This is a genomic window from Micromonospora sp. BQ32, from assembly GCF_059358895.1.
On record NZ_JCADBI010000016.1, the window covers coordinates 1 to 23983 of the forward strand.

The window sequence follows — 23983 nt, forward strand, 5'->3', positions numbered from 1 at the left end:
GCGGCTGCCGCATCCCACGACCGGGGGGAGTCGCGGTGGTCTGCCAGGTATAACGACCCGACCCGGCCGCCGATTCCGCCGCCGGGGTGGCCCCGACCACCCGACACCCCCGGCTAAACCGGCCACCCGTCTCCTTGGCAAAGCGGACACCGCGGCCACGACGGCTTGATCCACTCGGGTTCCTTGAAAACGCGGTGTCTGGGCGCCGGGGATACCCCGACATCATGAAACCCGAGTGGATCATGCCGGTTTGCGCGGTTCGCGCGCCGACCGGGCCAACTCAGGGGCAGGGCGCCACGTGGACTGGTCCTACTCGAGGGCCCACGTGCCATATGCGAACCGGCGCGGCGGCGTGATCGACTCGGGTTCCTGAAAGTCGCGGTGTCCAGCGGCCGGGGATAGCCCGACTTCATGAAAGCCGAGTGGATCATGCCGTTCTGCGGCGTTGGCGCACCACGACCCGGGTCGGCGCAGGGGTAGGGGCCATGCGGACCGGAGCGGAGCGGACCGGCCGGCCCGGAGCGGCGGCCCCGAACGGACCGGCCGGCCCGGAGCGCCGGCCCGAACGGACCGGCCGGCCCGGAGCGCGCCGGCCCGGCCGGCCGGAACGCCGGGCAGACCGGTTCGAGGCGGGGATCAGGGCGTGGCGGTGTCGGTTTGGGGCATGGTGCGCTGTGTCGGAATGGTCGGTGTGGTCGACCAGGGGATCTCGGGCGCGCGGTGGAAGGTGATCCCGGCGGTCGTCCAGCGCGGGCCCTGGCCGGCCAGTCGGTCGCGGAAGCCGGCCCAGTCGTGGCTTGACCGGGGAGACCAGCCCAGTTCGGCGATGGCCGGGAGGCGGGGCAGGAGCAGGAGTTCGATGTCGGCCAGCGAGGTGACCGATTCGGTCCAGAGCGGGGCCTCCACACCGAGCACAGCCTCGGCGGGCACGCCGGCGACGTGCGTACCGGGATCCCAGTCGTAGGCCTTTTGTACGTCGATGAGGCCGGCCCAGTCGTGTCCGATCGGGGTGTCCGGGGCGTACTTCATGTCCAGGTAGGCGTGGTTGCCAGGGGAGACGATCAATCGGGCGCCTCGTCGTACGGCGTCGACGGTGGTGGGGTCTTCGCCGTTCGTGCCCCACCACTGGAGGACCCGCCCGTCGAGGTGGGCGGCGGGCGCGAGCTGGTGCCAGCCGACGACGGTCTTGCCGAGGTCGGCCACGATGCGCTGGACCCGCTCGACGAAACCGGTGTAGACCTCGCCCTTCACCTTGAACGCCTCGTCGCCGCCGATGTGCAGCCAGGGGCCGGGGGTGAGCGCGGCGACCTCGCCCAACACGTCGGCGACGAAGTCGTACGTCCGCTCGTCGGCGGGGTCGACGTAGCTGAAGCCGACCTCGGTGCCGGTGTACGGCGGCGGCGCGATCTTGTCCGGTGCCAGCTCGGGGTACGCGACCAGCGCCGAGTTGGTGTGCCCCGGGAGGTCGATCTCCGGTACGACGGTGATGTGGCGGGTGGCCGCGTAGGAGACGATCCGCTGGTAGTCGGCCTTCGTGTAGTGCCCGCCGGGGCCGCCGCCGACCTCGGTCGTCCCGCCGACGGCGGTCAGCTTCGGCCAGGAGTCGACGGCGATCCGCCAACCCTGGTCGTCGGTGAGGTGCAGGTGCAGGTGGTTGAGCTTGTAGCGGGCCAGGTGGTCGACCACCCGCAGCACGTCCTCGACGGCGAAGAAGTGCCGCGCGACGTCGAGCATCGCGCCCCGGTAGGGGTACCGGGGCGCGTCGGTGATGGTCCCGCCGGGCAGCGCCCAGCGTTCGGTGACCGGGGTCGGGCTCTCGATCGCCGCCGGCAACAGCTGGCGCAGCGTCTGTACGCCGTAGAAGAGGCCGGTGGCGGTGGTGGCGGTGACGCGTACCCCGTCGGTGGTGATGTCGAGTCGGTAGCCCTCCGCGCCGAGGTCGGCGCTGTCGTCGAGCACCAGCGCGATGCCACCGGCGGGCTCCGGCGTGGTGGCGTCGGTGACCGGCAGCGGGTAGCCGGTGGCCGGGCGCAGGAGCTGGGCGAGCTGCTCGGCGACGGCCACCGCGGCCTGGTTGGCGCTGGACACGATGACCGCGTCGGCCGACAGCACCCAGTCGGCGGTCGGGTCCGGCTGGACCTGCTGTGGGGCGGGCACCACGTCGGCCAGCCGGTGCGGGGCCGCCGGGGCGAGCAACGCGCCCGCAGTCTGCTCGGCCGCGCGGGCCAGCGTGGCCGCGTCCGGTTCCCCTGCCGACAGCGGCGCGGGGACGGCGGTGGGGCCGGGGGAGGGGGTGGTCGACACGGCGGCGACTCCGAGGGGTGTATTCGCGTCGGTTATGGCAAAAGTGAGGTTCACCGGCTGGCGTGGCGTCAAGCGTACGACGCTCGACCGGGATGCGTGATGGTGCGCATGGAAGCGTTCCCAAAAACCGGTACGAACACGGATAGTCGTGATGGCTGTGCCAATTGTCACCGAACGGTCCCAGGTCACTCGATGTTCGCTTAACCTTCGCGCACCGATCGACGTTGACCCCGGGATTACCGGCGGTCCGTCCCGGGGAAGAAGAAAACTGAACCTTCGTTAAGTGTCAATCCGGCGCGTGTGTTGTGGAGGCTCTGGTGGCAGCGCAAGAGACCGTCGATCACAAGTACGTCTACGACTTCTCCGAAGGCAACAAGGATCTCAAGGACCTGCTCGGCGGCAAGGGGGCGAACCTCGCCGAGATGACCAACCTGGGCCTGCCCGTTCCGCCCGGCTTCACCATCACCACCGAGGCATGCCAGGCGTACCTCGCGACGGGACGGGAGCCGGACGGGCTCGCCGGTCAGATCGAGGCGCACCTGGAAGCGCTGGAGCGCGCGATGGGCAAGCGCCTCGGCGACCCGCAGGACCCACTGCTGGTGTCCGTCCGCTCCGGTGCCAAGTTCTCCATGCCCGGCATGATGGAGACCGTCCTCAACGTCGGTCTCAACGACCAGAGCGTGGAAGGACTCGCACGACAGGCGGGAGGCTCGGCTGGCCAGGCCGCCTCCGGCGGCGCGGACCGGTTCGCCTGGGACTCCTACCGCCGACTCATCCAGATGTTCGGCAAGACCGTCTGCGAGGTGCCGGGCGAGGAGTTCGAGCACGCGCTCGACGAGGCCAAGCACGCCAAGGGCACCCACAACGACCTGGATCTGGACGCCGACGACCTGCGTGGGCTGGTCGACGCGTACAAGAAGATCTTCTTGAAGCACACCGGTCGGGAGTTCCCGCAGCAGCCACGCGAACAGCTCGACCTGGCCATCCGGGCGGTCTTCGAGTCGTGGAACGCCGAGCGCGCGGTGCTCTACCGCCGCCAGGAGCGGATCCCGGCCGACCTCGGCACCGCGGTCAACGTGGTGACCATGGTCTTCGGCAACCTCGGGCCCGACTCCGGCACCGGGGTCGCGTTCACCCGTGACCCGGCCAGCGGCGCGCAGGGCATCTACGGCGACTACCTGGCCAATGCCCAGGGTGAGGACGTGGTCGCCGGCATCCGCAACACCGTGCCGTTGCAGGAGTTGGAGCAGCTCGACAAATCCTCCTACGACGAACTGCTAGGCATCATGGCCCGGCTGGAGGAGCACTACAAGGACCTGTGCGACATCGAGTTCACCATCGAACGCGGCAAGCTGTGGATGTTGCAGACCCGCGTCGGCAAGCGGACCGCCGCCGCCGCGTTCGTCATCGCCGGGCAACTGGTCGACGAGGGTCTGATCGACCTGGACGAGGCGCTGCACCGGGTCAACGGCGCGCAACTGGCCCAGCTGATGTTCCCGCGCTTCCAGCTCGACCACGAGTTCCAGCCGGTCGCCAAGGGCATCGGCGCCTCGCCCGGCGCGGCGTCCGGCACGGTGGTCTTCACCTCCGCCCGGGCCGTCGAGCTGGCCGCCGAGGGGGAGTCGGTGATCCTGGTGCGCCGGGAGACCAACCCGGACGACCTGAACGGAATGATCGCCGCGAAGGGCATCCTCACCTCGCGCGGTGGCAAGACCAGCCACGCCGCGGTGGTGGCCCGGGGGATGGGCAAGACCTGCGTCTCCGGCGCTGACGAGATCGAGGTGAACGTGCCGGCGAAGCGGTTCACCGTGGCCGGGCAGACCGTCACCGAGGGCGATGTGGTGTCCATCGACGGCACCACCGGCAAGGTCTACCTCGGCGAGGTGCCGGTCATGCCCTCCGAGGTCGTGCAGTACTTCGAGGGCAGCCTCGACCCCGAGCACATCGACAACGCGCTGGTCCGGGCCGTACACCGGATCATGACGCACGCCGACGGGAAGCGGCGGCTCGCGGTCCGCACGAACGCCGACACCGGTGCGGACGCCGCCCGGGCCCGGCGCTTCGGTGCCGAGGGCATCGGGCTGTGCCGCACCGAGCACATGTTCCTCGGCGACCGGCGGGAGCTGGTCGAGCGGCTGATCCTGGCCCGGGCCCCGGGCGAGCGGGAGGCCGCCCTGGCGGCGCTGCTGCCGTTGCAGCGGGCCGACTTCGAGGAGATCTTCCGCGAGATGGACGGCCTGCCGGTCACCGTCCGCCTCATCGACCCGCCGTTGCACGAGTTCCTGCCGCCGCTGGAGCAGCTCGCCGTCAACGTGGCCGTCGCACAGGAGCGCGGCGAGGACGTGGCCAAGGAGGAGGCGCTGCTCGCCGCCGTCCGGCGGATGCACGAGGAGAACCCGATGCTCGGGCTGCGGGGCGTCCGCCTCGGCCTGGTCATCCCCGGCCTGTTCGCGATGCAGGTCCGGGCCATCGCCGAGGCGGCGGTCAGTTGCGCCCGTAACGGGGGCGTGGCGAAGCCGGAGATCATGGTGCCGCTGGTCGGGGCGGTGCAGGAGCTGGAGACGGTCCGCGCCGAGGCCGAGAAGATCATTGCCGAGGTGGTCGGGGACAGCGGCGTCGAGGTGCTGATCGGCACCATGATCGAGGTGCCCCGGGCGGCGTTGACCGCCGGGCAGATCGCCGAGGCCGCGGAGTTCTTCTCCTTCGGCACCAACGACCTGACCCAGATGGGCTGGGGCTTCTCCCGCGACGACGTGGAGGGCGCGTTCTTCTGGCGCTACCTGGAGTTGGGCATCTTCGGCATCTCGCCGTTCGAGTCGATCGACCGTGACGGCGTCGGTCGGCTGGTGCGGATCGCCGCCGAGGAGGGGCGGGCGGCCCGGCCCGGGCTCAAGCTCGGCATCTGCGGTGAGCACGGTGGCGACCCCGACTCGGTGCACTTCTTCCACGAGGTCGGCCTGGACTACGTGTCCTGCTCGCCGTTCCGGGTGCCGGTGGCCCGGCTGGAGGCCGGGCGGGCGGTCGTGGAGAGCGGCGGGTCGGACAGCCGCTGACGCACGTCGGCGGCGGCCTGGTCACCCGGCCGCCGCCGGCGCTCAGATCGGCGGGCGACGCCAGGTGGGTCGGGCCGAGCGGCGCAACTGCGCCGGCAGGGTCGCCATCGGGGTACGCGTGGCCAGCGGGGCGTGCGCGTCCGGCACGGAGGCCGCGCCGACGCCTCCGCCGCGAACGTCCAGGAACGATCCCGCCCGACGGGCCACCGCCCGTGCCTCCTCGTGCAGCGCCTCCAGATCCGCCGCCTCGGACACGGTGACGAGGGTCAGCAGGGCGCTGCGACCGGCCGGGTAGGTGACCACGCAACCGGCGGTGGTGCACACGACCGACTCCCGGAACTCACCCTGACGGACGGTGTCGGCCACCCGGTGACCGAGCCCGAAACTGGCGGCGGCGAGCGCGGCGAGATGGGTGGCGTCGGTACTGGGCAGGTCGCTGGAGATGAGCAGGCCGTCGGTGCCCGCCAGCACCGTGCCGGCGATGTCGGGTCGGCGCCGGCGCAGCCCGCGTAGCTCCGTTCCCATCACCGTGTCTGCGTTCACGAGCGTTACCCCTCACCGGTCGGCTCTGCGTGTCAGTCGGCTGGTCACGTTCCGCGCTGGGAACGCTACCGGTGGCGACTTTCGGCCGCGAGCCCGTAACCCTCGGCGATCGGTTGGCAACTGCGGGCCAATCGGTGGTTGTGTGCCCTTCGTCGATGCGTCGTGAGCGGGTCGAGCAGTGGGGGCGGGCGTAATCTTGGCTCGCTCGCACACGGCCGATTGGGCGCCGCGTCGAACGGGAAGAGGTGACTGCATGACCAGTGTCTGGGAGAGCCTGACTGTCGACGCCCGCGATCCGGCCCGACTGGCCCGTTGGTGGGCCGAGGCGCTCGGCTATCAGGTCGTCACCGAGACGCCGAGCGGCGTGGAGATCCGCCAGTCCCCGGACCAGCTGCCCGCCCTGTTCTTCGGCCCGGTGGCCGAGGGCAAGGAGCGTAAGAACCGGCTGCACCTCGACCTGCGCCCGGCCAATCAGGAGGCCGAGGTCGAGCGCCTGGTCGACATGGGTGCCCGGCACGTCGACATCGGTCAGGGCGACGTGGAGTGGACGGTGCTGGCCGACCCGGAAGGCAACGAGTTCTGCGTTCTCCGTGAGCGCGAGGAGTGAGCCGGTCTTGCGAGCCCCGCAGTCGCGAACAACAGGGGCCTTGTGAGCGCGAGGAGTGAGTCGGGGGCGGCGGACGCGCGGTTGGTCGAGGAGCCGCCCAAGGACACCGGGCATCGCCGGTCGCCGTACGAGCGCGACCGGGCCCGGGTGCTGCACTCGGCGGCGTTTCGCCGGCTGGCCACCAAGACCCAGGTGCACACCGCCGGCACCGACGACTTCCTGCGTACGCGGCTGACCCACTCGCTGGAGGTGGCCCAGATCGCCCGGGAGATGGGTGCCCGGTTGGGCTGCGACCCGGACGTGGTGGATGTCGCGGGGCTCGCGCACGACCTCGGGCACCCGCCGTTCGGGCACAACGGCGAGGCTGCGCTGGATCTGCTCGCCACGCCGTGCGGCGGCTTCGAGGGCAACGCGCAGACCTTGCGGGTGTTGACCCGGCTGGAGGCGAAGGTGCTCGCCCCGGACGGCTCGTCCGCCGGGCTGAACCTGACCCGGGCGTCGCTGGACGCGATCGGCAAGTACCCGTGGCCGCGTCGGCCGGGGGAGCGCAAGTTCGGGGTGTACGCCGACGACGCGGCCGTCTTCGACTGGATCCGGGCCGGCGCACCCGGTGACCGGCGTTGCCTGGAGGCCCAGGTGATGGACTGGGCCGACGACGTCGCGTACTCGGTGCACGACGTGGAGGACGGCATCCACGGTGGCTATGTGACGCTGCACCCGCTGCTCACCGACGCCGACGAGCGGGCCGCGCTCTGTGCCGACGTGGCCGCCGCCTACTCCGGGGAGTCCGCCACCGACCTGGCCGAGGTGCTTGTCGATCTGCTGGCCGGTCCGCTGCTCGCCCCGTTCGCGGGGTACGACGGCAGCCATCGCGCGCAGGTCGCGCTGAAGGCCACCACCAGCGGGGTGACCGGGCTGTTCGTGTCGGCGGCGGTGGCTGCCACGGAGGAGCGCTTCGGTCCGGGCCCGCACCGGCGCTACGGCGCGGACCTGGTGGTGCCCCGACTGGTCCGGGCGCAGTGCGCCCTGCTCAAGGGCATCGCGCTCCGGTACGTGATGCGTCGCAGTGGCTTCCGGGGCCGCTACGAGCGGCAGCGGACGATGCTGGCCGAGTTGGTCGCCGCGCTGGTCCGGCGCGCCCCGGAGGGGCTCGACCCGATCTTCGCCCCGATGTGGCGGGCCGCCCCGGACGACAGGGCCAGACTGCGGGTGGTGATCGACCAGGTCGCCTCGCTCACCGACCCGGCGGCGGTGACCTGGCACACCCGCCTGGTCGGCAATGGCGCACCCCTGACTGACCACGAGCCAGCTTAGGCTAACCTAACTGATATGACGGAACGCCCCAGGAACGTCACCTCGGCCCGGGTGCTGCGCACCGAGCGGCCCACCCCGCACCTGATCCGGCTCGTCCTCGGCGGGGACGAACTGGCTGGCCTGCCGGTGGGCGAGTTCACCGACCACTACATCAAGGTGGTGTTCCCACAGCCGGGTGTCGCGTACCCGCAGCCGTGGGACCTCGCCGCGATCCGCCGGGACCTGCCCCGGGAGCAGTGGCCCCGGCTGCGCGCGTACACGGTGCGGCGCTGGGATCCGCTGGCCGGGGAGCTGACCGTCGACGTGGTGCACCACGGCGACGAGGGGTTGGCCGGCCCGTGGGCCGCCGCGCTGCGCCCCGGTGATCCGGTGCACTTCGTCGGCCCCGGCGGCGCGTACGCCCCGAACCCGGACGCGGACTGGCATCTGCTGGTCGGTGACGAGAGCGCCCTGCCGGCCATCGCGGCCGCCCTGGAGCGCCTGCCGGTGGGTGCCCCGGCCCACGTCTTCGTGGAGATCGCCGACCCGGCGGAGGAGCAGAAGCTGCTCAGCGCCGGGGCGGTCGAGTTGACCTGGCTGCATCGCGGTGAGCGCCCGGTGGGCGAGGCGCTGGTCGCCGCGGTGCGGGCGTTGGAGTTCCCGGCTGGTCAGGTGCACGCGTTCGTGCACGGTGAGGCCGCCTTCGTCCGGGAGCTGCGCCGGCTGCTGCGTGGCGAGCGGGGCGTACCCCTCGATCGGCTCTCCATCTCCGGCTACTGGCGGCGCGGCATGGACGACGAGGGCTGGCGCTCCACCAAGGCCGACTGGAACCAGCAGGTGGCGGCCGAGGAGGTCGCCCTCCCGGAGCCGGCTGCGGCGGCGGCCTGAGCGCCGCTCACCCCTCGGGCGTCCGGTTCGACTCGCTGGCCCCGGCGAGTCGACGGCTGAGCAGCACGGCGTATCCGACGACCGCCACAGCGAGCAGCGCCAGCATCAGTTTCGGCTCATGCACCGTCGTGGTGATCACGCTGACCGAGACCACCCCGTAGGCGGCGATCGCCAGCCGGGCGAGACTCGGCCGGGTCCACAGCCAATACAGGGCCAGGCCGCATACCGTCCACATCACCATCGAGGCGGCCAGCAGCAGCCGCAGCTCCAACGGCAGCCGCGGCGCGTCGGCGTCGACCAACCGGACCACCTGCCCGAGCGCCCAGCCGAGCAGCAACAGCGCACCGCCGAGCGGAATGTGCAGGTAGCTGTACGCCTGCCCACCCCGCAGCCGGCTCTGGGTCAGTCGGGTGGTGACGAAGGTGGTGTAGACCCACCAGACGGCCGCCGGGATGAGGAAGGCCAACCCGGCGGTGAGGATCATGTGGGGTGGGGGGTGGTCGGGCACCGCGAAGAGCAGGCTGGCCAGCGCGCTACCCAGCACGATGATCGTGAACTGGCCGATCCGTTCCGGCAGGTGCCGGTTGTCCACCGGCCAGCGGTTGAGCCAGCGCGTACCGACCCAGGGCGTGGCCAGTTCGATGACCATCGCGACCACCCAGAGCACCGGGCGCTGTCGGGTGGGCGTGGTCAGCGACACCAGCCAGATCAGCCAACCCGCCCCGAAGCCGATCAGGTAGATCGTCGTCACCAGGCGGGCCATCGGGCTGGTCGGCCAGGCGCGCAGGTACAGCAGGAGCAGCACCCCCCGCACGATCAGGTACCCGACCGGTAGAAGCACGCTCTCCGGCACCTCGTCGACGCCGAGTGTCATCGCCCCCGCGCCGACCAACGCGAAGAGCACCAGCACCCGGTGCAGCGCGTCGTCCGGGTCGAACCGGGTGTCGTAGAAGACCTGACCCACCCAGGCCCACTGGATCACCACGAAGAGCCCGATCACGGCCAGCACGGCGCGCGGGGTCGGGGTCGGGTCGACGCCCAGCCGGGCCGCCACCGCCGCCAGCGCGTACACGAAGATGACGTCGAGGAAGAGCTCCAACCAGGTGGCGTGGCGGTGTCCGGCCTCGTCTGCCGGCGGGGCCTGTCCGCTCAGCCCGATCCGACCGGCCAGCCATCTGGGCAGGCGGGGGACGTCGGTCCGTACCCTGCGCATCTGGTCATGGTCCCCGTGCGAACCCGGCGTGCGGGCCGGAACCGGCCAGCCGGCAGCGGCCGCCGCCACACCGGCGTCCCCCGGCCGGCGTGTCGTCGGTCCGGCAGGGCAGGATGTACGGCGAGGGGGTGGCGCATGGCTGGGCGGATCCGGGACGAGGACATCGCACTGGTCCGGGAACGCACCTCGATCGGGGATGTGATCTCCGAGACGGTCACCCTGAAGTCCGCCGGCGGCGGCAACCTCAAGGGCCTGTGCCCGTTCCACGACGAGAAGAGCCCGTCGTTCAACGTGTCCCCGGCCCGCAACGTCTGGTACTGCTTCGGCTGCGGGGCCGGCGGCGACGCGATCAAGTTCCTGATGGACGCCGACCACCTCAGCTTCGTGGAGTCCGTCGAGCGGCTCGCCGGCCGCGCCGGCATCCAACTGCGTTACATCGAGGACGACAAGAGCGCCCCGCGCCCTCGCCCGCAGCAGGGCCAGCGGCAGCGCCTGGTCGCCGCGCACGCCGCCGCCGTCGAGTTCTACCGTGGGCAACTGACAACCGCCGGCGCCCGGCCGGCACGGGAGTTTCTGGCGCGACGGGGCTTCGACCGGGCCGCCGCCGAGCGTTACGGCTGTGGCTTCGCGCCGGACGGTTGGGACCTGCTCACCAAGCACCTGCGCCAGCAGGGCTTCACCCACCAGGAGCTGGTCACCGCCGGGCTGTCCCGGGAGGCCCGCTCCGGCAGCCTGATCGACCGGTTCCGCCGCCGGCTGCTCTGGCCGATCCGCGACCTCGCCGGCGACGTGATCGGCTTCGGCGCGCGCAAGCTCTTCGACGACGACGACGGCCCGAAGTACCTGAACACCCCCGAGACGCCGATCTACAAGAAGTCGCACGTGCTCTACGGCATCGACCAGGCCAAGCGGGAGATCGCCAAGCAGGGTCGGGCGGTGATCGTCGAGGGTTACACCGACGTGATGGCCTGCCACCTGGCCGGGGTGACCACGGCGGTGGCGACCTGCGGCACCGCCTTCGCCGCGGACCACATCTCGGTCCTGCGTCGGCTCCTGTTCGACAGCGACGAGGTGGCCGGCGAGATCATCTTCACCTTCGATGGCGACGCCGCCGGGCAGAAGGCCGCGCTGCGCGCCTTCGAGGACGATCAGCGCTTCGTCGGGCGCACCTTCATCGCGGTCAGCCCGGACAACATGGACCCGTGCGACCTGCGGCTGGCCAAGGGCGACCTGGCGGTGCGTGACCTGGTCGCCCGCCGCGAGCCGCTCGTCGACTTCGCGCTGCGACACGTGATCAGCCGCTTCGACCTGGACACGGTCGACGGTCGGGTCGAGGCCATGCGGCACGCCGCGCCGCTGGTCGCGCGCCTCAAGGACCGGGAGAAGCGCCCGGAGTACGTCCGCAAGCTCGCCATGGACCTCGGCATGGAGATCGAGCCGGTGCAGCGGGCGGTGCTCGCCGCCGGCAACACCCCGCCGCCCGGCACCCGCGACGCCGCCCCCGCCGCCCGACCGACCTCGGCCCGCCCGGAGCCGGCGGTGGACAGCCCGCAGTCGATGGTCGAGCGGGAGGCGCTCAAACTCGCCCTCCAGCAACCGGTCCTGGCCGGGCCGATGTTCGACGCGGTCGAGGCCACCGAATACCGCCACCCGGTGCACGTCGCGGTGCGTACGGCCATCGCGGCGGCCGGTGGTGCCGCGTCGGCGACCGGCGGCGCGGTCTGGATCGAGTCGGTCCGCGACGCCTGCGAGGACCTGGCAGCCGCGGCGCTGGTCGGTGAGTTGGCCGTCGAACCACTGCGGATCGACGGCGAACCGGACCCGCGCTACGTGTCGATCACCATGGCCCGAGTGCAGTTCGGGTCGGTGACCGCCCGGGTCCGCGACCTCAAGTCACGCATCCAGCGGATCAACCCGGTGAACAACAAGGACGAGTACTTCGCCGCGTTCGGTGAGCTGCTGTCCCTGGAGCAGCACGCCCGGGCGCTGCGCGAGCAGGCTGCGGGAGGCCTCTAGATGGGACTGTTCAGCCGCAAGCCCAAGCTGCCGCCGGCCGACCGGCCGCCACTGACCGCCGACGAGCGGGTGTTGGCCTGGGCCGCCGCCGGTAACGGCGAGGGCGACGGGGTGGTGGTCGCCACCAACCTCGGGATGTGGCTGCCCGGTCGCGGGCACCGGCTCGGTTGGCACGCCATCCTCAAGGCGGTCTGGTCCGGCCGGGAGCTGACCGTCACCCCCGCCGAGCCCGTCGCCGAGCGGGACGGCTACACGGTGGTCGCCGACGGTCCGGCCGAGACGTACCTGCTGCTCGACCCGGGGGAGCTGCCGCACCAGGTGCGCGCGCGGGTGACCCGCTCGGTCGCGTACACCGAGCATCAGCCGGTGCCCGGCGGCGCGGCGCGGGTCGCGGCCCGGCGCGTGGCCGGGGTCGACGGTCTGACCTGGACGGTCCGACTCGACCCCGGCACTCCGGCGGACGACGAGGCCCTGCTCACCGAGACCGACCGGCTGGTCGGCGTGGCCCGCGCCGCCACCGCGCCGGCCGACACCTGACCGGCCGGGTCAGTTCGCGCCCAGGTCCTTCAACGCCTTCTCGGCGCCGCGGTGCAGCGGCACCGGCAGGGTCCTGCGGGCCTTTTCCAGCGAGATCCCTTTGGCTGCCGGGTTCGCCTGGGCCAGCGCGTCGCGCTTGTCGAACACCGTCCGGGTGATCGCGCAGGCCACGTTGGCGTCCAGGTCCTTACGGACCAACAACACGTTGGGTACGACGATCGTCGGGGTGTCGGCCGCCGTCTTGTACGCGTCCCGGCCGATCGTGCCTTCCTGGTAGCCGGGGCTCAGCGCGGCCATCTTCGGCAGCAACGGCGAGATGTCGACGAACTTCACCGAGCCGCCGGCGGTGGTGAACAGGTCGGTGAGGCCCCCGGTGGGCAGACCGCCGGACCAGAAGAAGCCGTCGACGCTGCCGTCCTTGATCCCCTCGACCGTCTTGGTCAGGTCCAGCCGCTGGGCCCGGATGTCCTTGGCCGGGTCAAGGCCGGCGGCCTCCAACAGCCGGTTGGCGATCACCTCCGTGCCCGACTTCGGTGAACCGGTGGAGATCCGCTTGCCCCGCATGTCGGCCACCGAGGTGATCCCGGAGTCGTTGCGGACCACCACCTGGGTGTAGTTGTCGTAGATGCGGGCCAGCGCCTCCACCGGCTGCGGCGCGGTGAAGCTGCCCTTGCCCTCGACCGCGTTGACCGCCGTGTCGAACAGCGAGAACGCCACGTCGTACTGGCCACCGACCAGTTGCTCGACGTTCTGCACCGAGGCGCCGGTCTCTGCGGCGGTGCCGGTGAGCTTGCCGCCGGTCGCCCCGGACAACTGCCCGGCCAGGGCGTTGCCGACCACGTAGTAGACGCCCGTCGCGTTGCCGGTGGCGATGCCGACGCGGGTCTCCCGGGTCACCTCGCAGGTGACCTCGCTGGCCGCGTCGTCCTTGGCCGCGCCGCCCTGCTGACCCCCGCAACCCGCGGTGCCGACCGTGACGAGGGCGAGCACGCTCAGGCCCGCCGCGAGCCGTACGTCGATTCGTCTCACAGTTGTTCCTCCACAGGATTGGCTGGTGATCCGGACGATGGCCGGCTGGCGGATCCGCGTCGAATGAACACACCCGCCGCCGCGACGGCGGCCAGCGCCGCGCCGACCGTGACCGGCACGGGTTCGAGCCAGAGCAGGGTGACGCCGGCGAGGGCGCCCAGCACCCGCTCCGGGGTGCCGGCCGGGCCCACACCGGGCAGCCAGCCGCCGGCGGCGACGGCGAGCACCGCCACGCTGAGCGCGGTGACCGCGGCGGCGAAGGCGATCCGCTGGACGCCACCGATGCCGAGCAGACCGAGCCCGGCCGGCGTGATGACGAACGCGATCGGGGTCAGGTATGCCGGCAGCGCGTACCGCAGGGTCTGCCACATGGTCGGCACCAGCCGGCCGCCGGTGACCGCGGCGGCGGCCACCGCGGCGAGCGCGGTCGGTGGGGACACCTCGGACAGCACCGCGAAGTAGAAGACGAACATCGCCGCCGCCGGCGCGGTGACGCCCAGGTCGAGCAGAGCCGGACCGACGATCACCCAACCGATCACGAACGACGCGGTGACCGGCACGGCCAGGCCCAGCAGGCTGAGCGCGACGGCGGCGAGCAGCGCGGTGAGCACCAGCACCAGCGTCGGGTCCGAGGTGACCGCCTGCGCCCCACCGATCAGCAGCGCCGCCACCTGCGGCCCGAGACCGGTCTTCGTGGTGGTCGCCGTGATGATGCCGGCGGCGGCGCAGACCGCGGTGACGGCGAGGACGCCGCGTACGCCGGTGACGAGTGCGGTCACCAGCCGGCCCGGGGTAAGCCGGTGCGCGCGGTCGTTCCTGGGGGCCAGGAACGACAACGCGACGGTGAGCACAATGGCGAAGACGACAGCTCTCGTCGCGGACATGCCGATCGCGAGGAACACGATGATGGCGATCAGCGAGGCGAAGTGGTAGCCGAACCGGGCCAGCAGACGCCAGGGTGAGCCGACGTCGATCACCACGGGGCGTACGCCGGAGCGGCGGGCGTCGATCTCCACGGCGAGCAGGATGCCGAGGTAGTAGAGCACCGTCGGCACCGTTGCCCAGCCCAGCACCTGGAGGTACGAGACGCCCAGGTACTCGGCGATGATGAACGCCGCCGCACCCAGGGTGGGTGGGGAGAGGATGGCGCCCACCCCGGCCGCGGCCAACATGCCGCCGGCCCGCTCCGGCGGGTAGCCGGCGCGGCGCAGCAGCGGCCAGGTGACCGCGCCGATGCTCACCGTCGTCGCCGCGCCGGAGCCGGAGACGGTGCCGAGCAGGAAGCCGGAGGCCACCGCCGTCCGGCCGGCGGCGGTACGCGAGCGCCGGAACGCCGCGGCCGACAGCTCGACGAAGAACCGCCCGGCCCCGGACAGCTCCAGCGCCGCGCCATAGATGGTGAACAGCACGATGTACGAGGCGGCCACGTCCAGTGGCGTGCCGTAGAAGCCGCTGTCGGAGTTGTAGAACGCGTCGACCAGTTGACTGAAGTCGAGCCCGGCGTGCGCGACCGGCCAGGACTGTGGCAGCAACCCGCCGTAGTAGCCGTAGCCGAGGAACAACAGGCAGACCGCGGGCAGGATCCAACCGGTGGTACGTCGACACGCTTCGAGTAGCAGGAGCAGCAGGACGGTGCCCAGCACCAGGTCCGTCGGCGCCAGCAGGCCCTGCCGGTCGAGGAACGCGTTGTAGCCGCCGCCACCGCTGCCGATCTGGATCGGCAGGACGGGATAGAGACAGGCCCCGACCGCCAGGGCGACCAGAACCCAGTCGACCACTGTGGGCCCCGTCGACGCCAGTGCCGGGGTGCGCCTGTCGCTGTCGCTCTCGGTGCCCTCGGCGCGGTTGGTGCGTGGTCGCCGGGCGCGTAGGCGGGCCGGCAGCCGCAGGTCGGCCGGGTAGGCGAGGAAGACCAGCGGGAGTACGCCGGTCAGGAAGATGATCAGGTAGTACTTGCTGCCCTGCGACAGGGGGCGGAACACCTGCCACAGGGCGAGAGCGCCGACCGCCAGCGCCGCCGTGGTGAGGAGCAGACCCGCCGGCCCGGTGAGCACCCGTCCGGGCTTCTCGTCCTCGAACTGGGCGGCCAGGTCCCGGGTCGCCGGCTCGGCGACGCTCGGCCCGCTCGGTTCGGGCTTGCCGGGATCGGCCTGGCCCGGGTCGGCCTCGTTTGCGTTGGGCCGGGTCTGGGCGGGCTTGCGCGCGTCGGGCCTGGTCTGGTCGGGCTCGGTCGCGAGGGTGGTGGTGGTGGGCGCTTGGGCCCCGCCGGGCTCCGCAGGCTCGGCTTCCGGTCGTGGTCGGGGTGGCCCGCCGTCGGGGCTCGCTGCGGACCCATCGGCGGGAGAGTTGGCTGGTCGGGCAGGTGACGACGAACCATCGGGCGCGCTGATGGGTGACACGGAAGGACGATACACGTCGATTGGCTGACGGGTGGGGCATCGATCGGCGTTTCGTCGCCCGTGCTCGGGGTGACCGGCGGGTCGCGGGCGTCGCCGCCCCGCACCTCTCGCGTCGCACGTCCCTGCACGCGGCGTGTATTTGCGTGGAGGGCTGTCGGACCCGGCGGTTAGGGTCGGGCGGTGACTTCGGGGCGACCACTGATTCAGGCTCGCGGGTTGGTGAAGCGGTTCGGCGATTTCACCGCCGTGGACGGCATCGATGTCGAGGTGCGCCCGGGTGAGGCGTTCGGCTTCCTCGGTCCCAACGGCGCGGGTAAGTCGTCCACCATGCGGATGGTCGGCTGCATCTCCCCACCGAGCGGGGGTGAGCTGCGCATCCTCGACATGGATCCGGTGGCTGACGGGCCGGCGATCCGGGCGCGCCTCGGGGTGTGCCCCCAACTGGACAATCTCGACCCGGAGCTGACCGTCCGGGAAAACCTGACCGTCTACGCCCGCTACTTCGGCATCTCCCGTCGGGCGGCTCGGGAGCGCGCCGCCGAGCTGCTCGACTTCGTCCAGCTCACCGAGCGGGCCGATAGCAAGGTCGAGCCGCTCTCCGGTGGCATGAAGCGTCGGTTGACCATCGCCCGCGCGCTGGTCAACGATCCGGAGATCGTGCTGCTCGACGAGCCGACCACCGGGCTGGACCCGCAGGCCCGGCACCTGGTGTGGGAGCGGCTGTTCCGGCTCAAGCAGCAGGGCGTCACGCTGGTGCTCACCACGCACTACATGGACGAGGCCGAGCAGCTCTGCGACCGGCTGGTGGTGATGGACGGCGGGCGCATCGTCGCGGAGGGCTCGCCCCGGGCGTTGATCGAGCAGCACTCGACCCGCGAGATGGTCGAGCTGCGCTTCGCCGCCGAGTCGCAGGAGCCGTTCGCCGGCAAGCTCGACGGGCTGGGGGAGCGGGTCGAGGTGTTGCCCGACCGGGTCCTGCTCTACGTGCCCGACGGCGACGCGGCGGTCGCCGAGGTCAGCGCTTTGGGGCTCAATCCGGCGAACGTGCTGGTCCGGCGCAGCGGCCTGGAGGACGTCTTCCTGCACCTGACCGGCCGCACCCTGGTCGACTGACCGTCGGCGAGTGGCGTTGGCGGGTCCGCCCGTGACATTTCCGGCAAACCGCCCCACACCCACGAAGATCCACTCGACTTCCTGAAAGTCGGGGTGTTGCGGCCGCGCGGACCGCCCGATTTCCTGAAACCCGAGTCGATCAAGCGGTCGGGACTCAGGGCGAGGTGGCCGGGAGCCGGCAGCGCCGGGCCTCGGGCGGGGCTCCGGACGACGCGGTGGAACGCGGGCGACAAAGGCGACGGGGCCGTCGTAGGGTGACCGGCGGTCTGTCGTAACCCGGGGGAGTTTCATGTCTGATCTGGTGACCGCCAACCGACGTCAGGCCGGGCTCACCGCCCTCTACCTGGGCATCTTCGCGATGGTCTGGTTCAGTGTGCCGGCGGCGGAGCAACCGCTGCGTGCCCTGCTCGTGGTGGGCAGCATCGTCGCACTGCTCACCGCTGTGGCGGGCGGTGTGCTGTCGGCCCGACTCCAGGGGAGCGGCAGCCCTCGTGACCGGGCAGCCGATCGCCCGTACCTGCTCATCGTCGTCGCCGAATTCGCCGCCGCCGGGCTGGGTGCCGCCGTGCTGGTCGCCGCCGGCTGGTCCGAGTACGTCCCGGTGCTGGTCTGCCTGGTGGTCGGTCTGCACTTCTTCCCGCTCGCCCCGCTCCTGCGGGATCCGTTGCTGCGTCCACTCGGTGCCGCGCTGTGCCTGGTGGCGGCGGCGGGCCTCGTCACCGGCCTCGCCTCGGCGGTCTCCGCCGGTCTGGTGGTCGGCGCCGGCGCGGGAGTGCTGCTGCTCGGGTACGCCGTGCAGGCGCTGGTCCGCGGGTACCGGCCGGCCCGACCGGCGTAGCCGCCGAGGTCGGGGCTGCCCGCCCGTCGACACCTCGGCCCGGCCACCGAGCACCCGGTCCGACCATTGACGGTTCAACCATCCGATCGTTGGCAGCTCAGCAGCAACCGTTCCCGTGTGTCGAGCTGCCGAGCTGCCAACGATCATCGCTCAACGGGATCTGGCCCAGGTGATGAATCGGTCGCTCAGTCGGTCGTGACCGGCCTGGCCGGCGAGGTCCCCGGCCGCCTCGTAGAGCACCGTGGCGAGGTAGATGAGCAGGCCGATCCGGTCCTCGCGGTACTCGCCGAGCAACGCCAGGCGGGCCGGCGAGCAGGGCCACGCCGCGCCGCAGACCCGGCAGCGCCAGGACGGGCGGGCCGCCACGTGTGGGCGGTACCGGGGCATCAGCGCCCGCCACCGTCATGAGTCGACCAGGTGAGTCGCACGGGGGAACCTCCATCGGGTGGGTGGGGAGCGCCCCGGATCGGGGGTCACGGGGCGCTTCCGGCCTGGTTCCGCCCGCCGTCTGATCCCGTGAGCGGTTCCGCTGCGTGACAGTCTGGTGAGAAGCCGACTACGGTGGGAGGTTCCGCACGCCGACGACCAGCGCGTACGGCGATCGGCCCGGCACGGTACGGGAATGTACGGGGGTTGTCCGTGGAGAGTTCGTCCATGCTGGAGCACTTCGCCGAGGAGCTGCGGCTGGCCCGAGCCGCCAACGGGATGTCACAGACGGCGCTGGCCGAGGCGTTGAGCTATTCCGGGGCGCTGGTCGCCAAGGTGGAGACATCCGAGCGCCGGCCGAGTCTGGACTTCGCCCGCCGGTGTGACGCCGTGTTCTCAGCCGACGGTCGGTTCGAACGCATCCAGCGGCGGATCAGCCGGGAGGCCGTGGTGCCGTGGTTCCGCGACTGGGCCGGCATCGAGCAGGAGACCACCGCGCTGCGCTCGTTCGAGCCGCTCTACGTGCCGGGTCTGGTGCAGACCGAGGGTTACGCCCGCGCCATCCTGGCCGGCGCCGGGCTCTTCGCGACGGACGAGGTCGAGCAGCAGGTGACCGCCCGGCTCGACCGACAGGGCGTGCTCACCCGGGACCGGCCACCGCTACTCAGCCTGGTCGTCGACGAGTACGCGCTGCGCCGCCGCGTCGGCGGGCCGGAGGTGATGCGCGAGCAGTTGCGTCACCTGGTGAAGCTCGGCTCGGCCCTGCCCCGGGTCCGAATCCAGGTCGTGCCGCTGTCGGCCGGTGCGTACGCTGGGCTCGATGGTCCCTTCGTGATCGCCACCGCCGCCACCGGTGAGGACGTCGTCTACCTGGACGGGCAGCGCCACGGGCAGGTGATCGACCGGTCCGAGTACGTCCGGCAGATGGTCGAGGTGTGGGAGTCGATCCGGGGTGAGGCACTATCGCAGCAGCAGTCCCTCGACCTGATCGCGGAAGTGGCGGAGACATGGAGCTGACCGGCGCCCGGTGGCGCAAGAGCACCCGCAGCAACGGCAGCGGCGGCAACTGTGTGGAGGTTGCCAGCAACCTGCCCGGGCTGGTGGCCGTGCGCGACTCCAAGGACCCGATCGGCCCCGCGCTGGTCTTCCCGCCCGACGCGTGGCGCGCATTCGTCGAGTCCGACGCCGTTGGCCGGTAGCTAGCGGCCACGCCGCTTAGATCCACTCGACTTTCAGGAAGTCGCGGCATCGGGGTGGCTCTGACACCCCGACTTTCAGGAAGCCGAGTCGATCAAGGGCGACGCCGTGGCCGGGCGACGCCGCGAAACCCGGGCGACACCGTCGCGGGGGTCGTCATAGGGTGACCGGCGGTCTGTCGTACCCCGGGGGTAGACAGGTCGTGGTGACCGGCGCGGCGGGCGGGGTGGTCGGGTGAGTGTGGCGGGATCGGCGCGGTTCCCATGGGTGCCGGCGTACGCGGTGTTCGAGCACTACCTGGTGGGTCTGCGGCGCACCTGGCGGGCCGGGGTGTTCTCCTCGTTCCTGCTGCCGGTGCTGACCGTCCTCGGCTTCGGGTTTGGCGTCGGCGCCTACATCGACCAGGGCGTCGGCGGGGTGCGTTACCTCGACTGGCTGGTCCCCGGGTTGATCGCCTCGACCGCGCTCCAGGTGACCGTCGGCGACTCGACCTGGCCGGTGTTCAGTAACTTCCAGTGGGTCAAGACCTACTTCGCGCAGGGTGCGTCGCCGCTGCGGGTGGGTGACATCGTGGCCGGGCACCTGGCCTTCGTGCTGTTCCGGGTGCTCACCACGATCGTGGCGTTCCTGCTGGTCACCGGGCTGTTCGGGGCGTTGCGGTCGCCGTGGGCGGTGGCCACCCTGCCGGTGGTGGCATTGCTCGGGTTGGCCGTCGCCGCGCCGACCTTCGCGTACGCGGCGTCGGTGTCGAGCGACAGTTGGCTGGCGATGCTGTTCCGGTTCGCGGTCATCCCGATGACGCTCTTCGCCGGGGTGTTCTTTCCGGTCGAGTCGTTGCCCGACGCGCTGCGCTGGCTGGCGTACGCGACGCCGTTGTGGCACGCCGTGGACCTGTGCCGCGCCGCCACGCTCGGCGTCGCCCCACAGTGGTCGGTCGTCGGGCACCTGCTCTACCTGGCCGCCTGGGCGGTCGCCGGCTGGTTGCTGGCGGTGCGCGCGTTCCGTCGCAAGCTCGTCGTCTGAAAAGCAACCCAAAGAGCAAGCAGAGAGGGTGTCGTGATCACGCTGATCCTGCCCCGGCTGGTCGACGTCTCCGCCGCGTCCCGGCGGTCGGCGTCGGTGATCGGGCGCAACGTCGCGGCGCTGAAGTCGGTCTACTGGCTGCTGCTGCTCTCCGGCTTCGTGGAGCCGCTGCTCTACCTGCTCTCCATCGGGGTGGGCGTCGGCGCACTGGTCGGCGACCTGCCGCTGCCCGACGGGCGGTTGGTCTCGTACGCCGAGTTCGTGGCCCCGGCGATGCTCGCCTCCTCGGCGATGACCGGGGCGCTCGCGGAGACCACCTTCAACTTCTTCGGCAAGATGAAGTACATGAAGCTGTACGACGGGATGATCGCCACCCCGGTACGGCCGATCGAGATCGCCGTGGGGGAGTTGGGTTGGGCGATGCTGCGGGGCAGCGCCTACTCGGCGGCGTTCCTCGGGGTGATGGTCGCGCTGGAGTTGACCAGCGTCACCCGCGCGCTGACCGCCCTACCGGCTGCGGTGCTGGTCGGGTTCGCGTTCGGGGCGCTCGGCATGGCGATCTCCACCTTCATGCGCAGCTGGCAGGATTTCGACCTGATGGGCTCCGCGCAGTTCACGCTCTTCCTCTTCTCCGGCACCTTCGTGCCGGCGCAGGCATATCCGACAGTGCTGCACTGGCTCGTCGAGATCACTCCGCTGTACCGGGCGGTGCACCTGATCCGGGGGGTCGCGCTGGGCGGCGGTGGGTGGCTCTGGCTGCTCGACGTGGTCTACCTGGTGGCGATGGTGGCGATCGGCCTGCTGGTGGCTTCTCGCCGGATGGGCAGGTTGCTCTACAAATAGGGGTTATCCGCGCCCGTCGACGGGGCATGTCCGGAGGTGACACCGCCGATCAGGAGGAGGGGCGATGGCCTCGGACGAGTCTTCCGCCCAGCGTGAGCGTGATCCCGCCACCACGCCGGTCGGGCCCGACGCGGGCCCGGACAGCCCCACCGACCTGCCCGGCAGTGGCTGGAAGGCGGCGTTGCGCCGGACGATCACCGAATTTCAGGACGACAGCCTGACCGACTGGGCGGCGGCACTGACCTACTACGGGGTGCTGTCCATCTTCCCCGGCCTGCTGGTGCTGATCTCCCTGCTCGGCCTGCTCGGCGAGAGCGCCACCGAGGGCGTCAAGGACACCGTCAACCAGGCGGTGCCCAACGACAGCATCCAGAAGATCATCGAGGGTGCGATCAATACGGCGCAGCAAAACGGCGGCCTGGCCAGCATCGCGGCGATCGTCGGTCTGTTGGCCGCGTTCTGGTCCGCGTCCGGCTACATCGGTGCGTTCATGCGTGCGTCCAACACCATCTACGACGTGCCGGAGGGGCGGCCGATCTGGAAGACGCTCCCGATCCGGCTCGGCGTGACCGCGGTGGTCGGGGTGCTGCTGCTGGTCAGCGCGGTGATCGTGGTCTTCACCGGGCGTCTCGCCGAATCGGTCGGTGACGTGATCGGGTTGGGCTCGACGGCCGTCACGGTGTGGGACGTCGCCAAGTGGCCGGTCCTGCTGATCCTGGTCAGCCTGATGTTCGCGATCCTCTACTGGGCCTCGCCGAACGCGCGGCACGGCGGCTTCCGCTGGGTTAGCCCGGGTGGCGTGCTGGCCGTGGTGATCTGGCTGGTGATCTCCGGCCTGTTCGCCTTCTACGTGAGCAACTTCGGTTCGTACAACAAGACGTACGGGGCGCTCGCCGGGGTGATCATCTTCTTGGTCTGGCTCTGGCTGAGCAACATCGCGATCCTGCTGGGCGCCGAGTTCGACGCCGAGCTGGAGCGGGGCCGCGCCATCTCGGCCGGGCACTCGGTCGACGACGAGCCGTACGTCGAGCTGCGCGACGACCGCAAGCTCCGCAAGAAGCGAAATTCTGCCGGCCGTCGCTGACGGCTCAGCCCTGATCGCCCGCGGCCACCGCCCCGCGCCAATCGCCCCGCCACCGAGGATCGGCTGGCGGGGCGATTGCGTGTCCGTCGATGGAACTGCCGGCGAGGGGACGCGGGCGTTCCGTGATCCTTTCCTTGATCGACTAGTAGCTTTTGTTCTTTCGGACAAAAGTTGGTCTCGGAACGGCTGAAGCTCTGGACAGGCGGCGTGGAACGCTCTTACTGTGTCGGACACAACACATCGACATTGCGTCGATGTGAACGCTGCCAAAGAAGAGGGGGACCCGGGTGCGCACCGTCGACCCCCTGCACGTGCGCCTGTTGCGGCTGCTCCGCGACGAGGGCGCCGTGTCCCGGGCCGAGCTGGGCGATCGACTCCAGATGCCGCGTCCGCGCATGCTGGCCGAGCTGGATCGCCTGGTGACGCTGGGTTACGTGGCCGAGGCCGGGCTCGCCGCATCCCGAGGTGGGCGTCGCTCGACGCTTGTCGAGCTGAACCCGAAGCTGCGCTTCGCCGCCGTCGACCTCGGCGCCAGCTCGATGGACGTCGAGGTGGTCAACGGCCGCCTCGAACCGGTGGCCCACTACGCCGAGGCAGCCGATATCCGCAACGGCCCGAAGGTGACCCTGCAACGGGTCAACGAATTGCTGCACAAGGCCCGGGTCGACGGCGCGTACGAGCGACTGGACGCGGTCGGCATCGGCGTACCCGGCCCGGTCAGCTTCCGTGACGGCGTTCCGGTCTCACCACCGATCATGCCGGGCTGGGACCGGTTCCCGGTGCGTGAGCTGCTCAGCCGGGAGCACGGCTGCCCGGCGGTGGTCGACAACGACGTCAACATCATGGCGATCGGCGAGCGACATGGTGGGGTCGCCCACTCGGTGGACGACTTCCTCTTCGTGAAGATCGGCACCGGCATCGGGTGCGGCATCTACCTCACCGGCGAGGTCTACCGGGGCACCGACGGCTGTGCCGGCGACATCGGCCACATTCAGGTCGACTCGCACGGTCCGATGTGCTCCTGCGGCAACGTCGGCTGCCTGGAGGCGCTGTTCAGCGGCGCCGCGCTGGCCAAGGACGCCGCAGCCGCCGCCCGCAGCGGGACGTCGCCGGCGCTGGCCGAGCGGCTGGCGCTGCGGGGTGTCGTCACCGCGCTGGACGTCGCCGAGGGCGCTGTCGAGGGCGACGTGACCTGCATTCAGTTGATCCGGGACGGCGGACGGCGGGTCGGCGGGGTGCTCGCCGGCCTGGTCAGCTTCACCAACCCGTCGATGATCGTGATCGGCGGCGGGCTGGCCCAGCTGGGCCACATCCTGCTCGCCGAGATCCGCAGTGTGGTCTACCGCAGGTCACTGCCGCTGGCCACCGGCAACCTTCCCGTCGTCCTGTCCGAGCTGGGCGGCCGTGCCGGTGTCACCGGCGCGGCGGTGCTCGCGAGCGACGTCGCCTTCGGGGAAGCCGCATGAAGCTGTTCGAGGTTCCGTCGTGAGCGAGGAGGAGACTGTGGCTCTGCCCGAGGATGACCCCGCCACCGCGTCGGCCGAGGCCGTCGCCGAGGCGCCGCTGGTCGAGGCTCC

The 23983-nt window shown here is 71.3% G+C and carries 20 protein-coding genes; 14 read left to right on the forward strand and 6 right to left on the reverse strand.

Annotation, left to right across the window (positions count from 1 at the left end; genetic code table 11):
- Positions 1–636: 636 nt before the first annotated feature.
- Positions 637–2259 (reverse strand): beta-N-acetylhexosaminidase, encoded by a 1623-nt coding sequence (locus AC5L30_RS25725; RefSeq protein ID WP_494870352.1) that lies wholly within the window; start codon positions 2257–2259, stop codon positions 637–639.
- Between the two features lie 362 nt (positions 2260–2621).
- On the opposite strand from AC5L30_RS25725, the gene ppdK reads away from it, so the two are divergent.
- A complete protein-coding gene (ppdK, locus tag AC5L30_RS25730) occupies positions 2622–5357 on the forward strand; it encodes a pyruvate, phosphate dikinase (protein WP_494870186.1) in 2736 nt (911 codons plus the stop codon).
- A 42-nt stretch (positions 5358–5399) separates the two neighbouring features.
- Here ppdK and AC5L30_RS25735 read toward each other — a convergent pair whose 3' ends face one another.
- Positions 5400–5900, reverse strand: coding sequence for a roadblock/LC7 domain-containing protein (locus AC5L30_RS25735; RefSeq protein WP_494870187.1), 501 nt, complete (start codon positions 5898–5900; stop codon positions 5400–5402).
- A gap of 253 nt (positions 5901–6153) precedes the next feature.
- Between AC5L30_RS25735 and AC5L30_RS25740 the strand changes: the two genes are divergently transcribed.
- Genes AC5L30_RS25740 through AC5L30_RS25750 form a run of 3 tightly spaced genes read left to right on the forward strand, consistent with a single transcriptional unit; the run spans position 6154 to position 8688 of the window.
- Positions 6154–6507, forward strand: coding sequence for a VOC family protein (locus AC5L30_RS25740; RefSeq protein ID WP_112675786.1), 354 nt, complete (start codon positions 6154–6156; stop codon positions 6505–6507).
- Positions 6508–6549: 42 nt separating this feature from the next.
- The gene (locus tag AC5L30_RS25745) at positions 6550–7821 is read left to right on the forward strand and encodes a deoxyguanosinetriphosphate triphosphohydrolase (RefSeq protein WP_494870188.1); all 1272 of its coding nucleotides are present in this window, start codon (positions 6550–6552) and stop codon (positions 7819–7821) included.
- Between the two features lie 15 nt (positions 7822–7836).
- A complete protein-coding gene (locus AC5L30_RS25750) occupies positions 7837–8688 on the forward strand; it encodes a siderophore-interacting protein (protein WP_494870189.1) in 852 nt (283 codons plus the stop codon).
- A gap of 7 nt (positions 8689–8695) precedes the next feature.
- Here the strand turns inward: AC5L30_RS25750 and AC5L30_RS25755 are convergent, their stop codons facing one another.
- Positions 8696–9901 carry a low temperature requirement protein A gene (locus AC5L30_RS25755; RefSeq protein ID WP_494870190.1) on the reverse strand — a complete coding sequence of 402 codons (1206 nt, stop codon included), beginning with the start codon at positions 9899–9901 and terminating at the stop codon, positions 8696–8698.
- 135 nt (positions 9902–10036) lie between these two features.
- Between AC5L30_RS25755 and dnaG the strand changes: the two genes are divergently transcribed.
- Together dnaG and AC5L30_RS25765 are read left to right on the forward strand one after the other, a co-directional pair.
- Positions 10037–11917 (forward strand): DNA primase, encoded by a 1881-nt coding sequence (gene dnaG / locus AC5L30_RS25760; RefSeq protein ID WP_494870191.1) that lies wholly within the window; start codon positions 10037–10039, stop codon positions 11915–11917.
- A complete protein-coding gene (locus tag AC5L30_RS25765) occupies positions 11918–12454 on the forward strand; it encodes a hypothetical protein (RefSeq protein ID WP_494870192.1) in 537 nt (178 codons plus the stop codon).
- A gap of 9 nt (positions 12455–12463) precedes the next feature.
- Here AC5L30_RS25765 and AC5L30_RS25770 read toward each other — a convergent pair whose 3' ends face one another.
- Both AC5L30_RS25770 and AC5L30_RS25775 read right to left on the reverse strand, forming a co-directional pair.
- Positions 12464–13483: a TAXI family TRAP transporter solute-binding subunit gene (locus AC5L30_RS25770; protein WP_494870193.1), complete on the reverse strand. Its 1020-nt coding sequence runs from the start codon at positions 13481–13483 to the stop codon at positions 12464–12466.
- Positions 13480–15882: a TRAP transporter permease gene (locus AC5L30_RS25775; RefSeq protein WP_494870194.1), complete on the reverse strand. Its 2403-nt coding sequence runs from the start codon at positions 15880–15882 to the stop codon at positions 13480–13482. The genes AC5L30_RS25770 and AC5L30_RS25775 overlap by 4 nt, the downstream gene beginning before the upstream one ends.
- A gap of 180 nt (positions 15883–16062) precedes the next feature.
- Between AC5L30_RS25775 and AC5L30_RS25780 the strand changes: the two genes are divergently transcribed.
- The gene (locus AC5L30_RS25780) at positions 16063–16995 is read left to right on the forward strand and encodes an ABC transporter ATP-binding protein (RefSeq protein WP_494870195.1); all 933 of its coding nucleotides are present in this window, start codon (positions 16063–16065) and stop codon (positions 16993–16995) included.
- Between the two features lie 289 nt (positions 16996–17284).
- A complete protein-coding gene (locus tag AC5L30_RS25785) occupies positions 17285–17833 on the forward strand; it encodes a hypothetical protein (protein WP_494870196.1) in 549 nt (182 codons plus the stop codon).
- Between the two features lie 150 nt (positions 17834–17983).
- On the opposite strand, the gene AC5L30_RS25790 is transcribed toward AC5L30_RS25785, so the two are convergent.
- The gene (locus AC5L30_RS25790; RefSeq protein ID WP_494870197.1) at positions 17984–18220 is read right to left on the reverse strand and encodes a flavin reductase; all 237 of its coding nucleotides are present in this window, start codon (positions 18218–18220) and stop codon (positions 17984–17986) included.
- A 267-nt stretch (positions 18221–18487) separates the two neighbouring features.
- Between AC5L30_RS25790 and AC5L30_RS25795 the strand changes: the two genes are divergently transcribed.
- From AC5L30_RS25795 to AC5L30_RS25820, 6 genes are all read left to right on the forward strand, one after another.
- Entirely contained in the window at positions 18488–19276 is a 789-nt protein-coding gene (locus AC5L30_RS25795; RefSeq protein ID WP_494870198.1) for a helix-turn-helix domain-containing protein, read from the forward strand.
- A complete protein-coding gene (locus tag AC5L30_RS25800) occupies positions 19267–19458 on the forward strand; it encodes a DUF397 domain-containing protein (protein WP_494870199.1) in 192 nt (63 codons plus the stop codon). The genes AC5L30_RS25795 and AC5L30_RS25800 overlap by 10 nt, the downstream gene beginning before the upstream one ends.
- Before the next feature lie 232 nt (positions 19459–19690).
- Entirely contained in the window at positions 19691–20479 is a 789-nt protein-coding gene (locus AC5L30_RS25805) for an ABC transporter permease (protein ID WP_494870200.1), read from the forward strand.
- Positions 20480–20512: 33 nt separating this feature from the next.
- Complete coding sequence (locus AC5L30_RS25810; RefSeq protein WP_494870201.1) at positions 20513–21322, forward strand: ABC transporter permease; 810 nt, start codon at positions 20513–20515, stop codon at positions 21320–21322.
- 64 nt (positions 21323–21386) lie between these two features.
- Positions 21387–22406, forward strand: coding sequence for a YihY/virulence factor BrkB family protein (locus AC5L30_RS25815; protein WP_494870202.1), 1020 nt, complete (start codon positions 21387–21389; stop codon positions 22404–22406).
- 287 nt (positions 22407–22693) lie between these two features.
- Positions 22694–23872, forward strand: coding sequence for an ROK family protein (locus tag AC5L30_RS25820; protein WP_124819665.1), 1179 nt, complete (start codon positions 22694–22696; stop codon positions 23870–23872).
- Positions 23873–23983 lie beyond the last annotated feature (111 nt).

Excerpts from the sequence above, each read along its gene's own strand:
- AC5L30_RS25755 (WP_494870190.1), bottom strand. The coding sequence starts at position 9,901 with ATGCGCAGGGTACGGACCGACGTCCCCCGCCTGCCCAGATGGCTGGCC.
- AC5L30_RS25815 (WP_494870202.1), top strand. The coding sequence starts at position 21,387 with ATGGCCTCGGACGAGTCTTCCGCCCAGCGTGAGCGTGATCCCGCCACC.
- AC5L30_RS25800 (WP_494870199.1), top strand. The coding sequence starts at position 19,267 with ATGGAGCTGACCGGCGCCCGGTGGCGCAAGAGCACCCGCAGCAACGGC.
- AC5L30_RS25795 (WP_494870198.1), top strand. The coding sequence starts at position 18,488 with ATGCTGGAGCACTTCGCCGAGGAGCTGCGGCTGGCCCGAGCCGCCAAC.
- AC5L30_RS25790 (WP_494870197.1), bottom strand. The coding sequence starts at position 18,220 with ATGCCCCGGTACCGCCCACACGTGGCGGCCCGCCCGTCCTGGCGCTGC.
- AC5L30_RS25740 (WP_112675786.1), top strand. The coding sequence starts at position 6,154 with ATGACCAGTGTCTGGGAGAGCCTGACTGTCGACGCCCGCGATCCGGCC.
- AC5L30_RS25785 (WP_494870196.1), top strand. The coding sequence starts at position 17,285 with ATGTCTGATCTGGTGACCGCCAACCGACGTCAGGCCGGGCTCACCGCC.
- AC5L30_RS25750 (WP_494870189.1), top strand. The coding sequence starts at position 7,837 with ATGACGGAACGCCCCAGGAACGTCACCTCGGCCCGGGTGCTGCGCACC.
- AC5L30_RS25765 (WP_494870192.1), top strand. The coding sequence starts at position 11,918 with ATGGGACTGTTCAGCCGCAAGCCCAAGCTGCCGCCGGCCGACCGGCCG.
- dnaG (WP_494870191.1), top strand. The coding sequence starts at position 10,037 with ATGGCTGGGCGGATCCGGGACGAGGACATCGCACTGGTCCGGGAACGC.